The organism is Streptomyces sp. NBC_00654 (genome assembly GCF_026341775.1).
Taxonomy (GTDB): Bacteria; Actinomycetota; Actinomycetes; order Streptomycetales; family Streptomycetaceae; genus Streptomyces.
This window is the reverse complement of record NZ_JAPEOB010000001.1, coordinates 4,047,537-4,065,678: the sequence shown is the minus strand read 5'-3', so window position 1 is coordinate 4,065,678 and position 18,142 is coordinate 4,047,537. Positions and strand designations below refer to the sequence as shown.

Below are 18,142 nucleotides of genomic sequence, written 5' to 3'. Positions count from 1 at the left end.
TCTCTCTGCCGCGCGGCGAACCCGCCATGAACTCGCTCTCCTCAGTCTTCACGAACCGGTGTCCTCCTGGGGGGACCGCCGGTCGAGTTGGGGCAGTTGCCCGAATTTGCCGCTGTGCCAGGGCTCGGTGCCCTTGCTCTCCCACGCCGTGAAATCGACGCCGAGCTCCTCGCACAGGTACTGGGTGGCAAAGCGGCCGGTGGACGCGGCGCGGATCAGGCCGCCCATGCCGACCCACTGCCCGGCCATGGAGAAACCGCTCAGTCCGGGCAGCCGCATCCGGTCCTTGCCGACGAGGTCGGCGGCCACGTCGTCGGCGTCGGAGAAGGCCTTCCAGGCCAGGATGGAGCCGTTGTGGTTGCCCGTGTAGCGCTTGGTCGTCGCCGGCGAGGCCACATCGACCAGCTCGATGCGCTTGCCGGTGCCCGGCCGTTGGCGCTCCAGGAAGCGCCGTACGAAGTCGGCCACTTTGCGCTTCTGCGCCCAGTACGCCTTCCGGTCGGTGGTGCGCAGCTCCTTCCAGTAGGCGAAATCGCTGAAGTAGGTGCAGTGGACCACCGACTTCCCGGGGGGCGCGAAGCCGTCGGAGTAGCGCGAGCGCAACTGCACCACCAGGCTGTTCTGCAGGGCGCCGGGCAGTTCGGCGGCGTCCTCGTCGGACAGGAGATAGGTGGTGCTGTGGGCGTCGTCGTCGGGGGCGTAGTCGCCCCGGATGCCGACGAAGGCGGAGACCACCGCGGGGAACAGCGCTCCGGGGCGGTTCAGCAGGTCGTCGTAGAGCTTGTCGATCCGGGGGCCGGTGTACTTGCCGCCCAGCAGGCCGTAGATCGTGGTGTGGCCGTCGCAGGCCGACACGACATGGTCGGCGTAATACCGTTTGCCGTTGCGGAGTTCGATGCCGATGGCGCGGCCGTTCTCGACCAGGACCTTCTCGGTCCGGGCGCGGTAGGTGATCGTGCCGCCGAGCCCGGTGTAGCGCTCCTCGATCGACCGGGCGAGTCCCAGCGAACCGCCCTGGGGGAAGCCCGCGTTGTGGTGGTAGGCGCTGGCCATGTTGAACAGATACGGCAGGAGCGGGAAATCCTCCGGGTCCTGGAAGAAGATGTTCCGGAACGCCCGGCGCAGCAGCGGGTCCTCGAAGCGGTCGGCGAAGCGGTGCATCGGGGTCGCGGCACTGCGCCAGAAGAGCCGGAACGCCGGCAGCACGGTGCGCAGCAGCGCGGCCCTCTCCCGTACGGTCCGCAGGGCCGGGGCGGTCAGGAAGGGGTACAGCTCGATGTCCGTGAACCGCCGCAGATCACGGCAGAAGGAGCGGATCAGCCGTGCGTCGGCGGGCGATACCCCGAGCAGATGGCGCTCCAGCCGGGCCGGGTCGTTGTAGAAGGTGACCGAGCGGCCGTCCTCGTCGACGACCCGGTTGAACAGCTCGAAGTTGGTGATCGTCTTGCCGTCGAGCGCGCCCAGTTCCCTCCACACCTGATTCGCGTCGTTGCCTTCGGCGGTACCGATCAGCCATTCGATGCAGTAGTCGAAGATGTAGCCGTCGCGCGCCCAGGCCGTGCAGCAGCCTCCGGGCAGCACGTGTTTCTCGAAGATGCGGGTCCGTAGGCCGCTCATCTGGGCGTAGCAGCCCGTGGACAGTCCGGCCACCCCCGCGCCGATCACGATGACGCGGGGTTTGCCGCCGGCGTCCCGCAGGGGGCTGCTCCAGTCGGACTCGTGGTCAGCCGGCATGGTCGGCGTCTCCCGTCAGGATGGCGCGGACCAGGTCGGCGTTGCGGGCGAGGTGTTTGGCGTCGAGCATGTCGGCGTGCGTTCCGGAGCCGCGCAGCACGGTCGTCCCGGTGGTGGAGCTGCCGTGCCAGGTGCCCCGCTCGCCGACGGCGTAGAGCTCGGTCTTGTCCTCGTCCGTCACGATGCTGACCGATGCCCTCACGGTGCCGGTGTTGGGACTGCGACCGCAGAAGGTGAGGTACTCGGCGGCGTGTTCGAGTGTGGCGCGGGTGACGATCTCCGATCCGGTGTGCTTGTGCAGATGCCTGCCCAGCTCGGCCTCGAAGGCCTTGATCCCCTCGTCGCCCGGCGCGTAACTCTCCAGGATGCGGCGCGAGTCCAGCACCACGACATGGTCCACCCGGCGTCCGCGGCGTTCGAGTTCCTTGGCCACCTCGAAGGCGAGGTTGCCGCCGAGGGAGTAGCCGAGCAGCAGGCAGGGGCCGTCCGGCTGGGCGGACTCGACGAGTTCCACGTAACGGGCCACCTTGTCGTCACCCGGTACGTAGTTGAACGCGACGAACCGGTACTGGGGCAGCTCCGCGGAGAGTCCCCGGTAGACGAGTCCGTGGCCACCGGCCGGGGGGAAGCAGAAGACGGCCGGTCCGTCCTCGGCGTTGAAGGTCAGATAGGGGAGTTCCTCGGCCGTCGTGCTGTGCACGAGGTCCTCGACGGTGGCGGCCATCCCGTGCAGTGTCGTGGCCTGGTACAGCCGGCTCACGGGAATGCTGACGCCGAACTCCGTCCGGAGGTGGTGGAGCAGTTCGATGAGTTTGATCGAGCTGCCGCCCGACTCGAAGAAGTCGTCCTCCAGTCCGGCCTGCCGGAGGCCGAGCAGTGACTCCCACTGCCGGGCCATGCTCCGTTCGTAGAGGGTGACCGGCGCTTCGTGGGCCTGTTCCCGCTCGGCGGCCCGCGGCACCGGCAGCGCGGCGGTGTCGACCTTGCCGTGCGGGGTGAGCGGCAGTTCGGGCAGTTCGGTGAAGCAGGACGGGATCATGTACGTCGGCAGCACGGTCGAGAGATGGCGGCGCAGGGCGCGGCGGTCCAGAGCAGCGCCGGGCGTGGCGACGCAGTAGGCGCACAGCGTGTCGTCCCCATGGCTGTCGGGGCGGACGGTGACCACGGCACGGGCGAGGCCGGGCAGGCCCGCCAGGTGCGCTTCGATCTCTCCGATCTCGATCCGGTGGCCTCGCAGTTTGACCTGGTTGTCCATCCTGCCGAGCAGATGTACGCGGCCCTGGGTGTCCCAGCGCGCGGTGTCACCGGTCCGGTAGAGGCGTACGGGGGCGGCGCCCGGCTCGCGGCTGAGGGTACGGGTCACGAAGCGTCGCGCGGTCTGCTCCGGGTCACCGGCGTATCCGATGGCGACGCCGTCGCCGCCGATCCACAGTTCGCCCGGTACACCGGGCGGGACCGGTTCGCCGTGCTCGTCGAGGACGTGGAGCGTGCTGTTGGCCAGGGGCCTGCCGATCGGGACCATCAGGCTCGGTTCCAGGTCGTCGACGGGCCCTTCGAAGCAGGCGCTGTCGATCGTCGCCTCGGTGAGGCCGTAGGAGTTGATCACGCGGGTCCCGGGCCCGCAGAGGTCACGCAGCCGCTGGTACTCCGCGACCTTCCAGGCGTCCGAGCCGACCACCAGGAGCCGCATGAAGTCGAGCCGCTGTCCTTCGCGGGCGCAGTGGTCCATCAGGCTCCGCACGATGGCGGGCACGAACTCGGCGCAGTCGACGCGCTCCGACCGCATGGTGCGGTACAGCCTCGGTGTGTCGAGGATGAGGTCGCGGTCGGCGAGCACCAGGCTGCCGCCGGAGCACAGGGCGCGCACGAGGTCGCCGGTGAAGACGTCGAACGACGGCCCGGCCATCTGGAGGTGGACCCGTACGTCCTGTTCCAGGTGGTACTCCGCACGCCATGCCTCGTACGCCGAGGCGAGGTTGCGGTGGCTGACCTGCACGGCCTTGGGCCGTCCGGTGGAGCCCGAGGTGTTGATCACGTAGGCGGTGGCGTCCGGGTCCGTGCTCTCCGGCGGTGCGGGGCCGTCCGTCTCCGTCGTGAACAGCTCCTCCAGGGTCACCGTCGTGGCCGGCAGGTCCGCCGCCCACTCCCGGCGGGCTTCGTCGGCGACGACCACGAGAGAGGCGCCGGCGGCACGGACGACATGGGCGACGCGTTCGGCCGGCTGGTCGGGCTGGATGGGCAGATAGGCGCCGTTGGCCTTGAGCACGGCGAGCAGGGTGACGATCAGTTCCGGCGACTTGTCCAGGCACAGGGCTACCACGGAACCTGCCGTGACCCCCAGCTCCCGGAACCGGCGGGCCCTGACCTTGGCGCGGTGGTCGAGTTCCGCGTAGGTCAGCCGGATCGCACCGCCTCCCGGGGAGGGGGCCGAGACCGCGGTGGCCCCGGGGTGCGCGGCGGCGACGTCGGCGATCATCGTGTGCACGGGCCGGATGTCACCGCGTTCCTCGCGGCGACCGCCGGGGACCGGGCCGGGACGGGTGGCTCCGCTCCATTCGCCGACCAGCTGCTCCCGCTCCCGGGCGCCGAGCATCTCCAGCCGGGGCGTCGGCAGTGCGGACGGTGACCGGGTCATGCTGTCGAGCAGATTCACGTAGTGCGAGGCCATCCGCCGCATGGTCTGCGGCAGGAACAGGTCGGTGTTGTACTTGAAGACGCAGTGGAAGCGTCCCTCGGCCTCGTCCTCGTAGGCCGACAGGGTGATGTCGAACTGTCCCTCTTCTTCGGGGAGTTCGATGTACTCCAGCCGGTAGCCGTACTTCTCGGTGGCCACCTTGTGGCTGAGCAGGATGAACATCGCCTGGAACACGGCGGAGCGGCTGGGGTCGTGCTGGAGGCCCAGCTCCTCCACCAGCAGGACGAAGGGGTACTCCTGGTTGTCCAGCCCGTTGAGCACGGTGGCACGGACCTGTTGCAGCAGATCCGCGACGGTGGGACCGCCGGCCAGATCCGCGTGCAGCGGGAGCGGGTTGACGAAGTACCCGTACACGGAGGCGAAGTCCTGCTCGGTGCGGCCGGTCACCGGGCTGCCGACGATGATGTCGTCCTGCCCGGAGTAGCGGTGCAGCAGGACGTAGTAAGCGCCCAGCAGAACCATGAACGGGGTCACACCGTGCTCGCGGGCGAGGGTGTGGACCCGGGCGCTCAGCCCGGCGTCGAGCGTGAAGAACTCGGAGGCGCCGTTGTGCGTCTGCACGGCCGGGCGGGGCTTGTCGACGGGCAGGTCCAGGAGCGGGACCTCGGCGGGCAGGTGGGAGCGCCAGTACTCCAGCATCCCGCCGGCCTCCCGGCCGGCCAGGAATTCGTTCTGCTTGTTGAGGAAGTCGAGGTAGCGGGTCCTCACCGGCGGCAGCGAGGGCTCCTGGTTCTTCTTCAACGCCTCGTACACGGCGAACAGTTCCTCGATGAACGTGAACGTCGAGATGGCGTCGGAGACGATGTGGTGGACGGCCTTCATGATGATCCAGCGGTTCGTTTCGCGCCTGAAGAGGCGGAAGCGGACCAGCGGGTCACGTTCGAGGTCGTACGGTTTGCGGTACTCGGCGACGATGGTCCGGTGGATGGTCTCCCATTCCTGGCCCTGGACGTCGAACAGCGCGAGGTCCGGCTCGGTGTCGGTGGACACCCGCTGCACGGGCCGTCCCTCCTCCAGCAGGAAGTTGGTGCGCAGCGCGGGGTGCCGTGCGATCAGTCTGCGTACGGCCTCGAACATCAGCTCCGGGTCGAGCTCGACGGCGACTTCGACCGCGCCGCCGATGTTGTAGGCGTATCCGTCGGGGTTGAGCTGCTTGAGGAACCAGAGTGCCTTCTGGTTCTGGGTGAGGGGATAGCGCCGTTCGTCGGAGAACACCTCGACGGCTGTCGTTCCGGTGACGGCGGTGTCGTCGGCCACGCGCTCGACCAGACCCTCGTAGAGCTGCCCGGACAGTTCACCGACGGGGGTGCCGCTGAGCAGGGCGACCACGGGCAGGGAGATGCCCAGCTCGGTGTGGACCTTGGCCCGCAGCTCCATCGCCAGCAGGGAGTCGAGCCCCAGCATGCCGAGTCCGGTCGCCTCGTCGATCTCCTCCGGTGCCGTGCGCAGCACGGTGGCGGTCAGCGCGGTGAACCGTTCGGTCACCAGTGAGCGGCGTCCGGCCTCGTCCGCGGCGCGGAAGGCCTCCAGGAAGCCGTCACCTCCTTCGGTGGCCGGCTCCCGCGCGGCGGCCGCCAGTTCCGAGACGAGCGGGGGCGGGGCGGCGTACCAGGAGAGGAAGGTCGGCCAGTCGACGACCGTGGCGACGAGCAGCTGGGCGTGGTCCTGGCCGATGACGCGTTCCAGGACGCTCATGCCGACGTCCGGTGCGAGCGAGCTCATGCCCCGGCTGTTGAGGTAGTGGTCGACCAGGCCTAGTTCCTCGATCATTCCGGTGGCCCACGGTCCCCAGTCCAGGCTCAGCGCGGGGAGGCCCTGAGCCCGGCGGTGGTGGGCGAGCGCGTCCAGGAAGGCGTTGCCCGCGGCGTAGTTGGTCTGGCCCGCGGTCGTCAGCAGCGAGGCGATCGAGGCGAACAGCACGAAGTGTTCGAGGGGTTCGTCGCGCAGATGACGGTGGAGCAGATAGGAGCCGATGACCTTGGGGTCGTGGACCGCGTCGAACGTCGGCCGGTCCATGTCGGCGATCAGGGTGTCCCGGACCTGTCCGGCGAGATGGAACACGCCCCGGACCGGCGGCGGGTCGGTGCGCCGGTGTGCGTCGAGCCAGCCGGTCAGTGCCTCCTCGTCGGTGATGTCGACCGGTGCCAGCACCGTCTGGGCACCGAGCGCCTCCAGTTCCCTGAGGAGGGCCACCGCCCGGCCCTGCGCGGTGGTGGGGTCGGTGTGCGGCCACTCCTGGCGCGGCGGGACCTGGGTGCGGCCCATCAGGATGAGCCTGCGGGCGCCCCGCTTGACGAGCGTGCGGCACAGCAGCCGGCCCAGGGCACCGAAGGCTCCGGTGACCAGGTAGCTTCCGTCGGCGCGCAGCCGCAGCGGCAGCGGGCGGGTCAGGCCCTCGGCGGGGAGGATGCGGCTGGTGGCGCGGCGCTCGCCGCGCAGGGCGATCTCCTCCTCGTCGGGGGTCAGGACTTCGCGCAGCAGGGCTGCGGCGTCGGCCCGGCACCCTTCCTCGTCCGCCTGCCGGGCGGGGTCGAGGTCGATCAGTTTGCCCCGGTGGGAGGTCAGTTCCTGGTGCCGGAGGACACGTCCGATGCCCCAGGCGGGTGCTCCCAGCGGCTCGACGCTTTCGCCGGGTGAGACGGGCTGCGCGCCGCGGGTGACGATGTGCAGTCCACCGCCGTGTCCCCGGGCGTGGAGGGTGCGGGCGAGGGCGATGAGTGAGTAGGCGCCGGTGACGCCGTTGCGGGCCAGGTCCTGGCGTCCGCATTCCGCGATGCCCGGCAGTCCGAGGTTCCACAGATGGACGACGGTGCCGCGGAAGGCCTCGCCGTCCTGGTCGAGGTCGGTGAAGAGCTGTTCCAGGTGTGCGGCGGATCCGGGGTCGACGGTGAACTCCGCGCCCTCCCGGTCCCGTTCGTAGGCCGCTCCGGGGCGCACGACGCGGCAGCGTTCACCGCGTGCGGAGAGCAGGGCGGCGAACGCGTCGCCGACGCCGGTGCCGTCGGCGAGGACCAGCCAGTCCTGGGCATCGCCGGCGGTGACTTCCGCCTGTGCCTCTCCCCCGTCCTGCGGGCCGGTCGCCTCCCACGGCCGGTCGAGCCAGGTCGTCTCGGCCAGCCAGGAGTCGATGGTGCTCAGGGCGACGGCCGTCGACGCCTTCTCCACATCGGCCGCCCGGAAACCCCGGATGCGGCCGATCGCCGTGCCGTCCTGCGTGTACAGCGTGATGTCGCCGACCAGTTCGTCGCCGTCGTCGTGGGTCACGGTGCCGTGTGCCCACAGCGGCTGGTCGCCCACCGTGTCGAGGCTGATCTCGCCGAGGGACAGCGGAAGCCGGATGCGGGGGCTCTGCCGCTGCCCCCCGCCGTGCAGGATCTGCGGCGTCAGCAGGGACTGGAAGCAGGCGTCGAGCAGTACGGGGTGCATGTGGTGGCGGGCCGCGTCCGCACCGATCGCCTCCGGCGGGCGGATGCGGGCGAGGACTTCGCCGGTGCCCACCCATACCTCGTCGATGGCCTGGAAGGCAGGGCCGTAGTGGTAGCCGAGGGCGGCCAGCCCGGCGTAGCACTCCGGGCCGTCGAGATGGCGTCGGCTGCGGGCCCTGACCGCGTCGGTGTCCAGCGCCGGTCCTGGTGAGCGGCGCTGACCGGCACGGACCACGCCGCTCGCGTGCACGGTGCGTTCCGTGTCGGGGCCGGGCAGGGAGGCGATGGTGAACGCCGCGTCCTCCAGGGACAGGGACAGATGCACCGTACGGTCCTCGCCCTCGGGCAGGAAGAGGGCCTTGCGGAGGTCGATGTCGGCCAGTACGGCAGCGGCGCCGCCGGTGAGCGCCCGTACGGCCTGGGTCGCCATTTCCACGTAACCCGCCGCCGGGAACACCACGGTGTCCTGGATGCGGTGGTCGGCCAGATAGGGCAGCGTCTCGGTGCCCAGCCGCGCCTGCCAGGCGGGCTCGGCATGGTCCGTGCGGCGGCCCAGGAGCGGGTGGTCGACCTCGCCGAGGCGGACCTGGGCGACCGGCCTGGGCTCCGTCCAGTGCCGGTCGCGCTTCCACGGGTAGCGGGGCAGTGCGACCGGCGTGCCCGAGGGCTGGAGTACGTCCCAGGCGATGGGGACGCCCAGGTTGTGCAGGGTCGCCAGGGAGGCGGCGAAGCGCTCGGTCTCGTTCTCCCGGCGGCGCAGCGAGGGCACCGCCTGTCCGGACCGGCCCGTGCTGTCCAGGCATTCACGGATCGCGTGGGCGAGCACGGGGTGGGGGCCGATCTCCAGGAACAGGCTGTTCCCGTCGTCGGCGATGCGGTCGACCGCCGCACGGAAGCGGACCCGGTCGCGGACGTTCCGCCACCAGTACTCCGCGTCCAGCTCGCGGCCCTCGGCCGTGCCTTCACGGCCGGTGAGATACACCGGCACCTGAGCCGGGCGCGGTGCGATGTCCGCCAGCGAGGCCAGCAGTTCGTCCTTGATGAGGTCCATGCCCGCGCTGTGGTACGGGACCCGCACCGACAGGAACCTGGTGAAGACCTGTTCGGCCCGCAGCTCGTCCGCGAGCCGGGACAGGGCAGGCTCGTCGCCTGCCAGGGTCACCGCGCCGGGGCTGTTGACCGCGGCGACGGACACCTGGTCCCCGTAGGGGAGGATCCGGCGCTCCGCCTCGTCCTCGGGCAGGCTCACGGCGAGCATCGTGCCGGTCCCGTCGAGCGTGTGCTGGAGCCGGCTGCGGTGCACGGCGACGCGGACCGCGTCCTCCAGTGAGTAGACGCCCGCCTCGTAGAAGGCGGCGATCTCGCCGGTACTGTGCCCGACCACCGCGTCGGGCACGACGCCATGGGCCCGCCACAGCGCCGCCAGGCCGATCTGTACGGCGAAGTTGGCGGGCTGCGCCAGCCAGGTCTCCTCCATGCGCGAGTGTTCCTCGTCGGCCGACATCTCCTCGACGAGCGACCAGCCGGCGATCCTGCGGATCTCCCGGTCGCAGGCGGTGACGGCGTCCCGGAACACCGGTTCGCTCGCGAACAGTTCGCGGCCCATCCCCCACCACTGCGGGCCCATGCCGGTGAAGACCCAGACGAGGCGCCGTTCCGAGGAGTCCAGCCGGCGGCCCTGGACCACACGGGGGTGCGGTTCGTCACGGAGGCAGGCGGCCAGTGCCTCTTCGAGGGAGGCGCGCGAGGAGTACACGAGGGACAGGCGTGAGTCGAGATGACTGCGCCGGTGGGCGAGCGTGTGGCCGAGGTCGGCCAGCGCGACGGCCGGACCGGCCTCGTCGATCTCGCGCCGGATGCCCGCCGCCAGCTCCTTCAGCGCCTCCGGGTGACGTGCGGTCAGCGGGAGGATGCTCCAGGTCCGTTCCGCGGGCGGGTCCGGCGGTCCGGCCGGCGTGGGCCGGGCGGGGGCCTCCTCCAGCACGACATGGGCGTTGGTGCCGCCGAAGCCGAAGGAATTCACCCCGGCGCGTGCGGGGCCCTCGTGCTCGGGCCACTCGGTCAGGCGGGTCGGGATGTCGAACGGCGCGGCCGCCAGGTCGATGGCGGGGTTGATGTGCTCCAGGTTGATGTGCGGCGGGATGACGCGGTGTTCGAGGGACAGCGCGGTCTTGATCAGCCCGGCGATCCCGGCGGCCGACTCGGTGTGCCCGATGTTGGTCTTGACCGAGCCGACGTAGCACGCGGCGCCCGGCGCACGTCCGATGGACAGGGCGCGGGCGAGGGCGTTGGCCTCGATGGGGTCGCCCACGGGCGTGGAGGTGCCGTGCGCCTCCATGTACTGCAGGCCGCCGGGGGTGATGCCCGCCTCGGCGCAGACGCGCCTGATGAGGGAGACCTGGGACTCCGCGTTCGGCACGGTGATGCCGTTGGTGTGACCGTCCTGGTTGACCCCGCTGCCGAGGATGACGGCATGGATCGGGTCCCCGTCGGCCAGCGCGTCCTCCAGGCGCTTGAGCGCCACCAGCCCGACACCTTCGGCCCGTACGTAGCCGTTGGCCGCGGCGTCGAACGTACGCGATCGGCCGTCCGGTGAGAGGAAGCCGCCCTTCGTCTCCGCGATGGTGTACTGCGGTGCCATGTGCAGCAGCGCGCCGCCGGCGAGCGCCAGATCGGTCTCGCCCTTGTTCAGGCTCTGGCACGCGAGGTGCACGGCCACCAGGGAGGAGCTGCACGCCGTGTCGATGGAGAGGCTGGGGCCCCGGAAGTCGAAGCAGTACGAGATCCGGTTCGACACCATCGTCATCATGGTGCCGGTCGCGGTGTGCGAGGCCAGCGTCTCGAAGCTCAGATCGGCGAACTGAAGGATCTTGTAGTCCAGCGTGAACGCGCCGACGAAGACGGCCGTGTTGCTTCCGGCCAGCTCCGAGGGGCGCTGGCCGCCGTCCTCCAGTGCCTCCCAGGCCACCTCCAGCAGTTTGCGCTGCTGGGGGTCCATGTGGTCGGCCTCGCGCGGGCTGATCCCGAAGAAGGCCGGATCGAACTCGTCGAAGCCGTCGATGTATCCGCCCCTGCCGCCTGTCAGACGTCCGGGCTTGTCCTTGTGCCTGCTGGCGAGTGTGGCGACGTCGTACCGGTCGGCCGGTGTGGGCGAGATGCAGTCCTTGCCCTCCACCAGGTTCTGCCAGAACGCGCGGTGATCCGACGCTCCGCCGGGCATGCGGCAGCCGATGCCGATGATCGCGACTCTGCCCCGTAAAGCGTCGTTGATCGCGTCAGCCAAGATCGCACGCTCCTCTGGTCGTGACTGCCGGTCGGCAGTGGTGCAGTTGACGGTGTGGGACCCGATGGACCCGGTCAGGCGGGTCTGCTCCCGGGCTTTCTCGCACAGCGCCAGGGGTGGAGAAGACTGGCGAGAATCTCGCCGGTGCCGGGGAACGACGTCGGATCGCCGAGCCCGACGGCGGCCGGTTCGCGGCCGGGCCGCCAGGTGAAGCTCCCGAACAGGTGGTCCCAGCACGACAGGTCGGAGCCGTAATGACCGGCCTCGGCGAAATCGGTGCTGTGATGCGGACGGTGCTGCTCGGGGCTTGCAAGGATGTGGTTGAGTCTGACCTTCTGCGGTACGTGGTGCGCTCCGTGCAGCCGCCGCAACAGGGGGCTGGTGTGCCCCAGTCGGTGCACGAAGCAGCTGCCCAGCAAACCGGTCAGCAGCGCCACGGGGATCTCGGCCGACAGGTCGAGCGCCGGGTGCATCGGCGCCACCGTGCCGACCGCCGTCGTCACCAGGAGCTGCGCCAGGGCGCTGCCGGCCATGGTGAGGAGGAAGCAGACGCCGTACCAGCGCCGTTCGGCGCGTCTGGGGTGCCAGTCGCGTTGGTACGGAATCAGCTTCTCGAGGACCGCCGGACAGATGAGGGTGCCCATCAGGAACAGCGGGCTGACCCCGGGGAGGTCCCAGTGCGGAAGCAGCGATGACGCTCCCACCAGAACGGTGACCACCAGAAGGAACGGATGGGCAGCCACACGGAAGACAGCACTCCACGTGAATTCAGAGAGAATTCCCCGCACCGCGGGAATTGCCGAGGGATGTGCCGCACCATCGGCCTGCTGTTCATATTCATCCATCCGCAGCACCTCCGAGCGATGCGGTGGCGGGACATTCATCTGCGCCTGTGCAGGTCAAATACCCCGCCTGGCGGCACATGAACGCCGCCCCCCGTGAGCTTGATTCATTCTTTTCCCTTTTCGACGGCTTCAATCCTCACACGCCCCAAGAGACAATAATTCTGGGCGCGTCACCGATGAGCCGTGGACCATTGAACCGGACGCACCACCCGGGCGGAATATAAAAACAGCCCGGTGTCACTAATGTGAGTTACTTAGTATTATTAGCGCCCTGCAAAAATGGTCAGTGCGCGGCCTGATCGGATACCCCGCGGAGGTGGGCGAACGCGCCGAGCACCAGTTCACAGACCGCGTCCGGGTCCGCGCCGGCCAGCGGTTCACGCGCGGCGACCGTACGCATCAGGCCGATGCCGAGAAGCCAGGCGATCGCCAGATCCGCGCGCAGCGCCCCGTCCGCCGTGCCGGAGAGCGAGGCCAGCACGCTCTGGTACTCCTCCCCCAGTTCGCGCAGCGCCCCGGTCGCCTCGTCACCCCGCCCGATGGACCGGAGATAGACCTCCAGGGTGCGGTCGGCGGCGCCGGGGGCACTCCGGGTCAGCATGGACCGCAGTGCCTTCTCGAACAGTTCCTCGGGCGGGGTCGCGCGAAGCTCCTCCAGCCCGCCCTCGGCGACGACCTCGGTCAGCAGGCCCTGCTTCGATCCGAAGTACCGGAAGAGCAGCGCCTGGTTGACCCCGGCCCGGTCGGCGATGGCGCGGACCGTCGCCCTCTCGTAACCCCGCTCGGCGAACAGGTCACGGGCCGCTTCGAGCAGCCGCCCACGGGTGGCCGCGGCGTCCCGGCGGCCCTGGCCGGCCGGCGGGGAGGGCGCTTGCGACATGGCTGGTCCTTTCGAATGGCCCGTCAGAGTAACGGCTGTAAAGCGGTGTTGACCGCCTTCGAGATCGGGTCCTACGTTTGTAAGCAGCTGCTTACAAACTGGGAGGCCGCATGACGACGCACGTCGAGCCCCACGCCTATCCCTTCAACACCCCCGAGGGACTCCAGCTCGCCGAGGAGTACGAGCGGGTCCGCGAGCGGCCCGGACTGCTCCGGGTCCAGATGCCGTTCGGCGAACCCGCCTGGCTGGTCACCCGCTATGCCGATGCCCGGCTGGTCCTGGGCGACCAGCGCTTCAGCCGGGCCGCGGGCATCGAGCACGACGAGCCCCGGCAGTCCGAGGGCAGCCGGGACAGCGGGATCCTCAGCATGGACCCGCCCGGTCACACCCGGCTGCGTTCCCTGGTGGCGAGGGCGTTCACGGTCCGCCAGATCGAGAAGTTACGGCCCCAGGTCAAGGAGCTGACCGCGAGCCTCCTGGACGGCATGGAGGCGGCCGGACCGCCCGCCGACCTGGTGGACCGGTTCGCGCTGCCGCTGCCGGTCGGGGTGATCTGCCGCATGCTCGGGGTTCCGGAGGCCGATCGTCCGCGCTTTCGGGTATGGAGCGACAACGCGCTGTCGACCAGTTCCCTGACCGCCGCGGAGTTCGACGCCAGCCGTGAGGAACTGCGCTCCTACATGGCCGAGCTGATCGGCCTGCACCGCGAGGATCCGCAGGACGATCTGATGACCGCGCTCATCGAGGCCAGGGACGACGGCGAACGGCTCACCGAACTCGAGCTGATCGATCTGTGCGTGGCCATCCTGGTGGCCGGACATGAGACCACCGCTTCGCAGATTCCCAATTTCGTCCTCACCCTGCTGGACCACCCCGGCCAGATGGAACAGCTCAGGGCCCGCCCCGAGCTGATCCCGGGCGCCGTGGAGGAGCTGCTGCGGTTCGTTCCCCTGGGCAGCGGCGCCGGCCAGGCGCGCTACGCCACCGAGGACATCGAGGTCGGCGGCACCCTGGTCCGGGCAGGCGCCCCGGTACTGGTCGCCATCGGCGCCGCCAACCGCGACGCGCTGCGGTTCACCGCCCCCGGTGTCCTCGATGTCTCCCGCGAGGGCAATCAGCACCTGGGATTCGGCCACGGTGTCCACCACTGCCTCGGTGCCCCGCTGGCCCGGCTGGAACTCCAGGAGGCGCTGAGCGCACTCCTCACCCGCTTCCCGGGGCTGGAGGCGGCCGGGGACGTGACCTGGAAGACCCAGTTGCTGGTGCGTGGCCCCCGGGTCATGCCGGTCCGGTGGTGACTGCCATGACATGGCATGTACGAGTGGATCCGCGGCTGTGTCTGGCGTCGGGGATGTGCGCCGGGGTGGCCCCCGAGGTCTTCACGGTGGACGGGGAGCACGCGCGGACGGACCCCGGCGGAATCGAGCCGGACGAACGCGTCCTGGACGCGGCCGACATCTGTCCGGCCCAGGCGATCACGGTCCACGAGGGGAACAGGGTGATCGCACCGGGCCGGGACTGACGGGCTGACGGACCGCCGCGACGGGGCGACGCCCCGGACCGGAGCTCACCCCAGGAGGTCACCGCCGGAGGTCACCACCGGACGGCGCTGTCCGCCGGAGAGGCCCTACGAACGGCGGCGCGGCTTGCCCTGCTTACCGGGCTTGCCGCGCTTGCCGCCCTTGGGACCGCCCGAACCGCGCTGCGGGCTCCCGGCAGCCGGCTTCCCGGCCGCGGGCTTCCGCCCGGCGCCCCGCGCCCCGGCGAGCTTGCCCTTCGGCTGCGCCGGGGTCGGGGGACGGCCCCGTGTGCTGTTGACGGTCCGCCCGCGGACGATCCCGATGAATTCCTCGACCAGATCGGTGGTCCGCTCCTCCGGCCACGACAGCGCGACGCGCGACTCGGGCGTACCGGGAACCGGCCGGTAGGTGAGGTCCTTGCGGTGGTGCAGACGGGCGAGCGACTGCGGGACGAGGAGCAGCCCCACTCCGGCCGCCACCAGTTCGATCGCGTCCGCGGTGGTGGCCGGGCGCTCGTTCGCGGGCAGCCCCGGCAACTGCTCCCGGCCGAGGGTGTCGTCGAGAGGGTGGAACACGATGTCGTCGGCCAGGTCCTGCGCGGACACCTCGTCGGCCGCCGCCAGGAGGTGATCCTTCGGGATCACGACCACGGTCGTCTCGGTGTACAGCGGAATGGCGCTGAGGTCCGTACGGTCGATGGGCAGCCGTACGAATCCGGCGTCGGCTCCGCCCGCCCTCAGCAGGTCGGGCGCCTCGGAGGCGGACACCGCGACCAGCGTCAGCGGGACCCCGGGCAGCCGCTCGTTCCAGATCCGCACCCACTTGGTGGGCGTCACCCCCGGGACATAGGCGAGCCGGAACGCGGGGGGTTCTTCCGAGACAGTCACTCGCTCAGATTACCGGTCGTGGTCGGCGGTAGCTCACACGCTCGATACTCTTGACACCATGACGTCGCACCAGAGCACCCAGACGATGAAGCCCGCGACCGCGGCGAAGAAACTGGGTGTGTACCTCGAGGCCACCCCCACCGAGTTCCAGGAGGGTGTCGTCTCGCGCACCGAGCTGAACGCCCTGCAGACCGACCCGCCCGAGTGGCTGCTGGAACTGCGTCGCACCGGCCCGCACCCCCGGCCCGTCGTCGCGGCGAAGCTGGGCGTCTCCATCGCGGGTCTGGCCCGTGGCGGAGTCACCGAGGCGCTCACCACGGAGCAGATCGAGGCACTGAAGAAGGACCTTCCCGAGTGGCTGGTGAAGGAGCGCGCCACGCAGGCCGAGGTGCGGAAGGAAGCGGTCCGCATCAAGGAGAAGAAGGCGGAGCAGGCCGAGCAGGCCCGTCAGCCGCGTTCCTGACCGCCGCCCCCGCGGGCCGGCCGCACAGCCGTACGCTCGACCGCCCCGCACACGACAGGCCCCGGACGACGTGTCGTCCGGGGCCTGTCGCTGTTCAGCCGGTCAGGCTGCGGTGATGTTCTCCGCCTGCGGGCCCTTCTGGCCCTGCGTGATGTCGAACGTCACGGCCTGGCCTTCCTGGAGCTCGCGGAAGCCGGTGGAGTTGATGTTGGAGTAGTGCGCGAAGACGTCCGGGCCGCCGCCGTCCTGCGCGATGAAGCCGAAGCCCTTTTCCGAGTTGAACCACTTGACGGTTCCGCTTGCCATGCCGGTGCCTCTCAGTCGATATCGGATCCGCACCGCGCGGATCCGGAGGTGATCGCCCTGGTCCTCAGGCACTGCACAGCAAAACGCCCGCGCCAGGCGCGGGCAGGTGCTGCGAACCACGACATCTGCGGATGACGCTACACGGCGAGAGGGGCGCTCACCAGAGAGCAACGCCAATTTGCCACGTCCCGCTGTCCCTCCGGCGTGCGCGGACGGTGGCCGGCGCCCGTTTCGGCGGAGTCCGCGGCCGTACGCCGCTACACCGGCCCGGCCATGCGGCGCACAGCGTCCGGGGTGGTCATGGCCTCCGGATCGCCCGGGGCGGACCGCGTCCGGACAGCCGTTCCGGACAGCCTTTCCGAACGGCGGTTTCGAGCCATCCCGCGCGCGCCCGTCACCGGTCCGGCGGAGCACTCACGTCCGTACCCGTGCCCGTACCCATGCCCGTACCCCCGTCGCGCGGCGGTGCGCCGGAGGCCGCCGGGCCCTTCGCCGTGTCCCCGGACACCGCCGCCGGTGAGACATCGGCACCCTGGAGCCGCTTCAGGTCGGAGGGGCGCACCTGGATGACCACCAGGGCGACCAGGGCCGCGACCACGGCGAATACGGCCGCGACGACGAACGCGCTGGAGACGCCCGAGGCCAGGACCTGGTCGCCCCAGGGCGCCGGCAGCTGACCGGTCCTGCGGAACTCCAGTTGCTGAGCGGGGGTGGACTCCGCCAGGAACCGGGGAATCTGGTCGGTCGCCTCGTTGTGACTTGCCGTACCGAAGACCGTGACCAGGATGGACAGGCCGAGCGATCCGCCCACCTGCTGGGTGGCGTTGAGGACCCCGGAGGCCGCCCCCGACTCATGGGGCTCCACACCCGACACCGCCATCAGTGTCAGCGACACGAACTGCATGCCCATGCCGAACCCGAAGACCAGCACGGGGCCGAGGATGCTCCCCAGGTACGAGCTGTTGACATCCGTCATCGTCAGCCAGCCCAGGCCCAGCGCGGCCAGCACCGCGCCCGTCACCATGAACGGCTTGGGGCCCCACCGCGGCAGCAGCTGCGACGCGATTCCCGCGCCCACGGCGATGATCGCGCTCACCGGAAGGAACGCGAGGCCGGCGCGGAGTGGGCTGAAGTCCAGGATGTTCTGCACGAACAGGGTCAGGAAGAAGAACATCCCGAACATCGCGGCGGCCAGGCTCAGCATCATCCCGTACGCACCGGCGCGGTTGCGGTCGCGGAACAGCCACAGCGGGGTGATGGGCTGCTTCGAGCGCTGTTCGATGGCGATGAACGTGGCCAGGAGTATGACGGCCGCGGCGAACGACACCAGGGTCACCCGGTCGCTCCAGCCGTCCTCGGAGGCACGGATGAAGCCGTAGACGAGCAACGCCATTCCCAGCGTGGAGGTGAGCGCGCCGACGATGTCGAAGTGGCCCGGGTGGCGTTCGGACTCCCGGATGTAGCGGGGCGTGGCGAGGGCGATCAGCAGCCCGATGGGCACATTGACGAACAGGACCCAGCGCCAGTCGAGCCACTCCACCAGCACGCCGCCCATGAGCAGCCCGATCGCGCTGCCGCCCGCCGACACGGCCGCGAACACCCCGAACGCCCTGTTGCGCTCGGGGCCCTCCCGGAATGTCGTGGTGATGAGGGAGAGTGCGGTGGGGGAGGCGATGGCACCGCCGACGCCCTGCAGCGAGCGGGCTGCGAGCAGTTGCCAGGATTCCTGCGAGAGGCCGCCGAGCAGGGAGGCGAGAACGAAGAGCAGGATGCCGGACATGAACACCCTGCGACGGCCGAGGATGTCGCCCAGCCGCCCGCCGAGCAGCAGCAGGCCGCCGAAGGTCAGGGTGTACGCGTTGATCACCCAGGACAGGCTCTCGGTCGAGAAGCCCAGTGATGTCTGGATGTGCGGAAGGGCGATGTTCACGATGGTGATGTCGAGAACCACCATCAACTGACAGGAGGCGATGACGAACAGCGCCATCGCGCTGCCGCGGCCCCGCTCCGGGGAATCGGCAGACTGCGCGGCTTTCGTGTGGGAGCCCGTCATGGGTTGCTCGCGTGGTCGGTCAGCCGTGAACGGTCGCGTTCACTACATCGA

General features: G+C 70.1%; 10 protein-coding genes. 3 read left to right on the top strand and 7 right to left on the bottom strand.

Translation table 11 applies throughout. From position 1 onward, the window contains the following. Window positions 1–48: 48 nt before the first annotated feature. The 4 genes from OHA98_RS17380 to OHA98_RS17365 all read right to left on the bottom strand — a co-directional run bounded on the left by OHA98_RS17380 (window position 49) and on the right by OHA98_RS17365 (window position 12,862). The gene (locus tag OHA98_RS17380; protein WP_266926804.1) at window positions 49–1,734 is read right to left on the bottom strand and encodes an NAD(P)/FAD-dependent oxidoreductase; all 1,686 of its coding nucleotides are present in this window, start codon (window positions 1,732–1,734) and stop codon (window positions 49–51) included. After that, complete coding sequence (locus OHA98_RS17375; protein WP_266926802.1) at window positions 1,724–11,137, bottom strand: non-ribosomal peptide synthetase/type I polyketide synthase; 9,414 nt, start codon at window positions 11,135–11,137, stop codon at window positions 1,724–1,726. Before OHA98_RS17375 ends, OHA98_RS17380 begins: the two co-directional genes overlap by 11 nt. Window positions 11,138–11,211: 74 nt before the next feature. Continuing rightward, window positions 11,212–11,982 carry a sterol desaturase family protein gene (locus OHA98_RS17370; RefSeq protein ID WP_266926800.1) on the bottom strand — a complete coding sequence of 257 codons (771 nt, stop codon included), beginning with the start codon at window positions 11,980–11,982 and terminating at the stop codon, window positions 11,212–11,214. A 283-nt stretch (window positions 11,983–12,265) separates the two neighbouring features. Continuing rightward, window positions 12,266–12,862 carry a TetR/AcrR family transcriptional regulator gene (locus tag OHA98_RS17365; protein ID WP_266926798.1) on the bottom strand — a complete coding sequence of 199 codons (597 nt, stop codon included), beginning with the start codon at window positions 12,860–12,862 and terminating at the stop codon, window positions 12,266–12,268. A 110-nt stretch (window positions 12,863–12,972) separates the two neighbouring features. Here OHA98_RS17365 and OHA98_RS17360 point away from each other — a divergent pair, with 110 nt between their 5' ends. Next, the gene (locus OHA98_RS17360) at window positions 12,973–14,160 is read left to right on the top strand and encodes a cytochrome P450 (RefSeq protein ID WP_266926796.1); all 1,188 of its coding nucleotides are present in this window, start codon (window positions 12,973–12,975) and stop codon (window positions 14,158–14,160) included. 5 nt (window positions 14,161–14,165) lie between these two features. After that, window positions 14,166–14,384, top strand: coding sequence for a ferredoxin (locus tag OHA98_RS17355; RefSeq protein ID WP_266926794.1), 219 nt, complete (start codon window positions 14,166–14,168; stop codon window positions 14,382–14,384). A gap of 105 nt (window positions 14,385–14,489) precedes the next feature. On the opposite strand, the gene OHA98_RS17350 is transcribed toward OHA98_RS17355, so the two are convergent. After that, window positions 14,490–15,269, bottom strand: a complete 780-nt coding sequence (locus OHA98_RS17350; RefSeq protein ID WP_266926793.1) for a LysR family substrate-binding domain-containing protein — start codon at window positions 15,267–15,269, stop codon at window positions 14,490–14,492. 58 nt (window positions 15,270–15,327) lie between these two features. On the opposite strand from OHA98_RS17350, the gene OHA98_RS17345 reads away from it, so the two are divergent. Then, window positions 15,328–15,732: a DUF5997 family protein gene (locus OHA98_RS17345; protein ID WP_266926791.1), complete on the top strand. Its 405-nt coding sequence runs from the start codon at window positions 15,328–15,330 to the stop codon at window positions 15,730–15,732. A 102-nt stretch (window positions 15,733–15,834) separates the two neighbouring features. Here the strand turns inward: OHA98_RS17345 and OHA98_RS17340 are convergent, their stop codons facing one another. Beyond that, the gene (locus tag OHA98_RS17340; RefSeq protein ID WP_015613078.1) at window positions 15,835–16,038 is read right to left on the bottom strand and encodes a cold-shock protein; all 204 of its coding nucleotides are present in this window, start codon (window positions 16,036–16,038) and stop codon (window positions 15,835–15,837) included. Window positions 16,039–16,432: 394 nt separating this feature from the next. Then, a complete protein-coding gene (locus OHA98_RS17335; RefSeq protein WP_266926789.1) occupies window positions 16,433–18,091 on the bottom strand; it encodes an MFS transporter in 1,659 nt (552 codons plus the stop codon). Window positions 18,092–18,142: the final 51 nt, after the last annotated feature.

Excerpts from the sequence above, each read along its gene's own strand:
- OHA98_RS17380 (WP_266926804.1), bottom strand. The coding sequence starts at position 1,734 with ATGCCGGCTGACCACGAGTCCGACTGGAGCAGCCCCCTGCGGGACGCC.
- OHA98_RS17370 (WP_266926800.1), bottom strand. The coding sequence starts at position 11,982 with ATGGATGAATATGAACAGCAGGCCGATGGTGCGGCACATCCCTCGGCA.
- OHA98_RS17365 (WP_266926798.1), bottom strand. The coding sequence starts at position 12,862 with ATGTCGCAAGCGCCCTCCCCGCCGGCCGGCCAGGGCCGCCGGGACGCC.
- OHA98_RS17360 (WP_266926796.1), top strand. The coding sequence starts at position 12,973 with ATGACGACGCACGTCGAGCCCCACGCCTATCCCTTCAACACCCCCGAG.
- OHA98_RS17355 (WP_266926794.1), top strand. The coding sequence starts at position 14,166 with ATGACATGGCATGTACGAGTGGATCCGCGGCTGTGTCTGGCGTCGGGG.
- OHA98_RS17345 (WP_266926791.1), top strand. The coding sequence starts at position 15,328 with ATGACGTCGCACCAGAGCACCCAGACGATGAAGCCCGCGACCGCGGCG.
- OHA98_RS17340 (WP_015613078.1), bottom strand. The coding sequence starts at position 16,038 with ATGGCAAGCGGAACCGTCAAGTGGTTCAACTCGGAAAAGGGCTTCGGC.
- OHA98_RS17335 (WP_266926789.1), bottom strand. The coding sequence starts at position 18,091 with ATGACGGGCTCCCACACGAAAGCCGCGCAGTCTGCCGATTCCCCGGAG.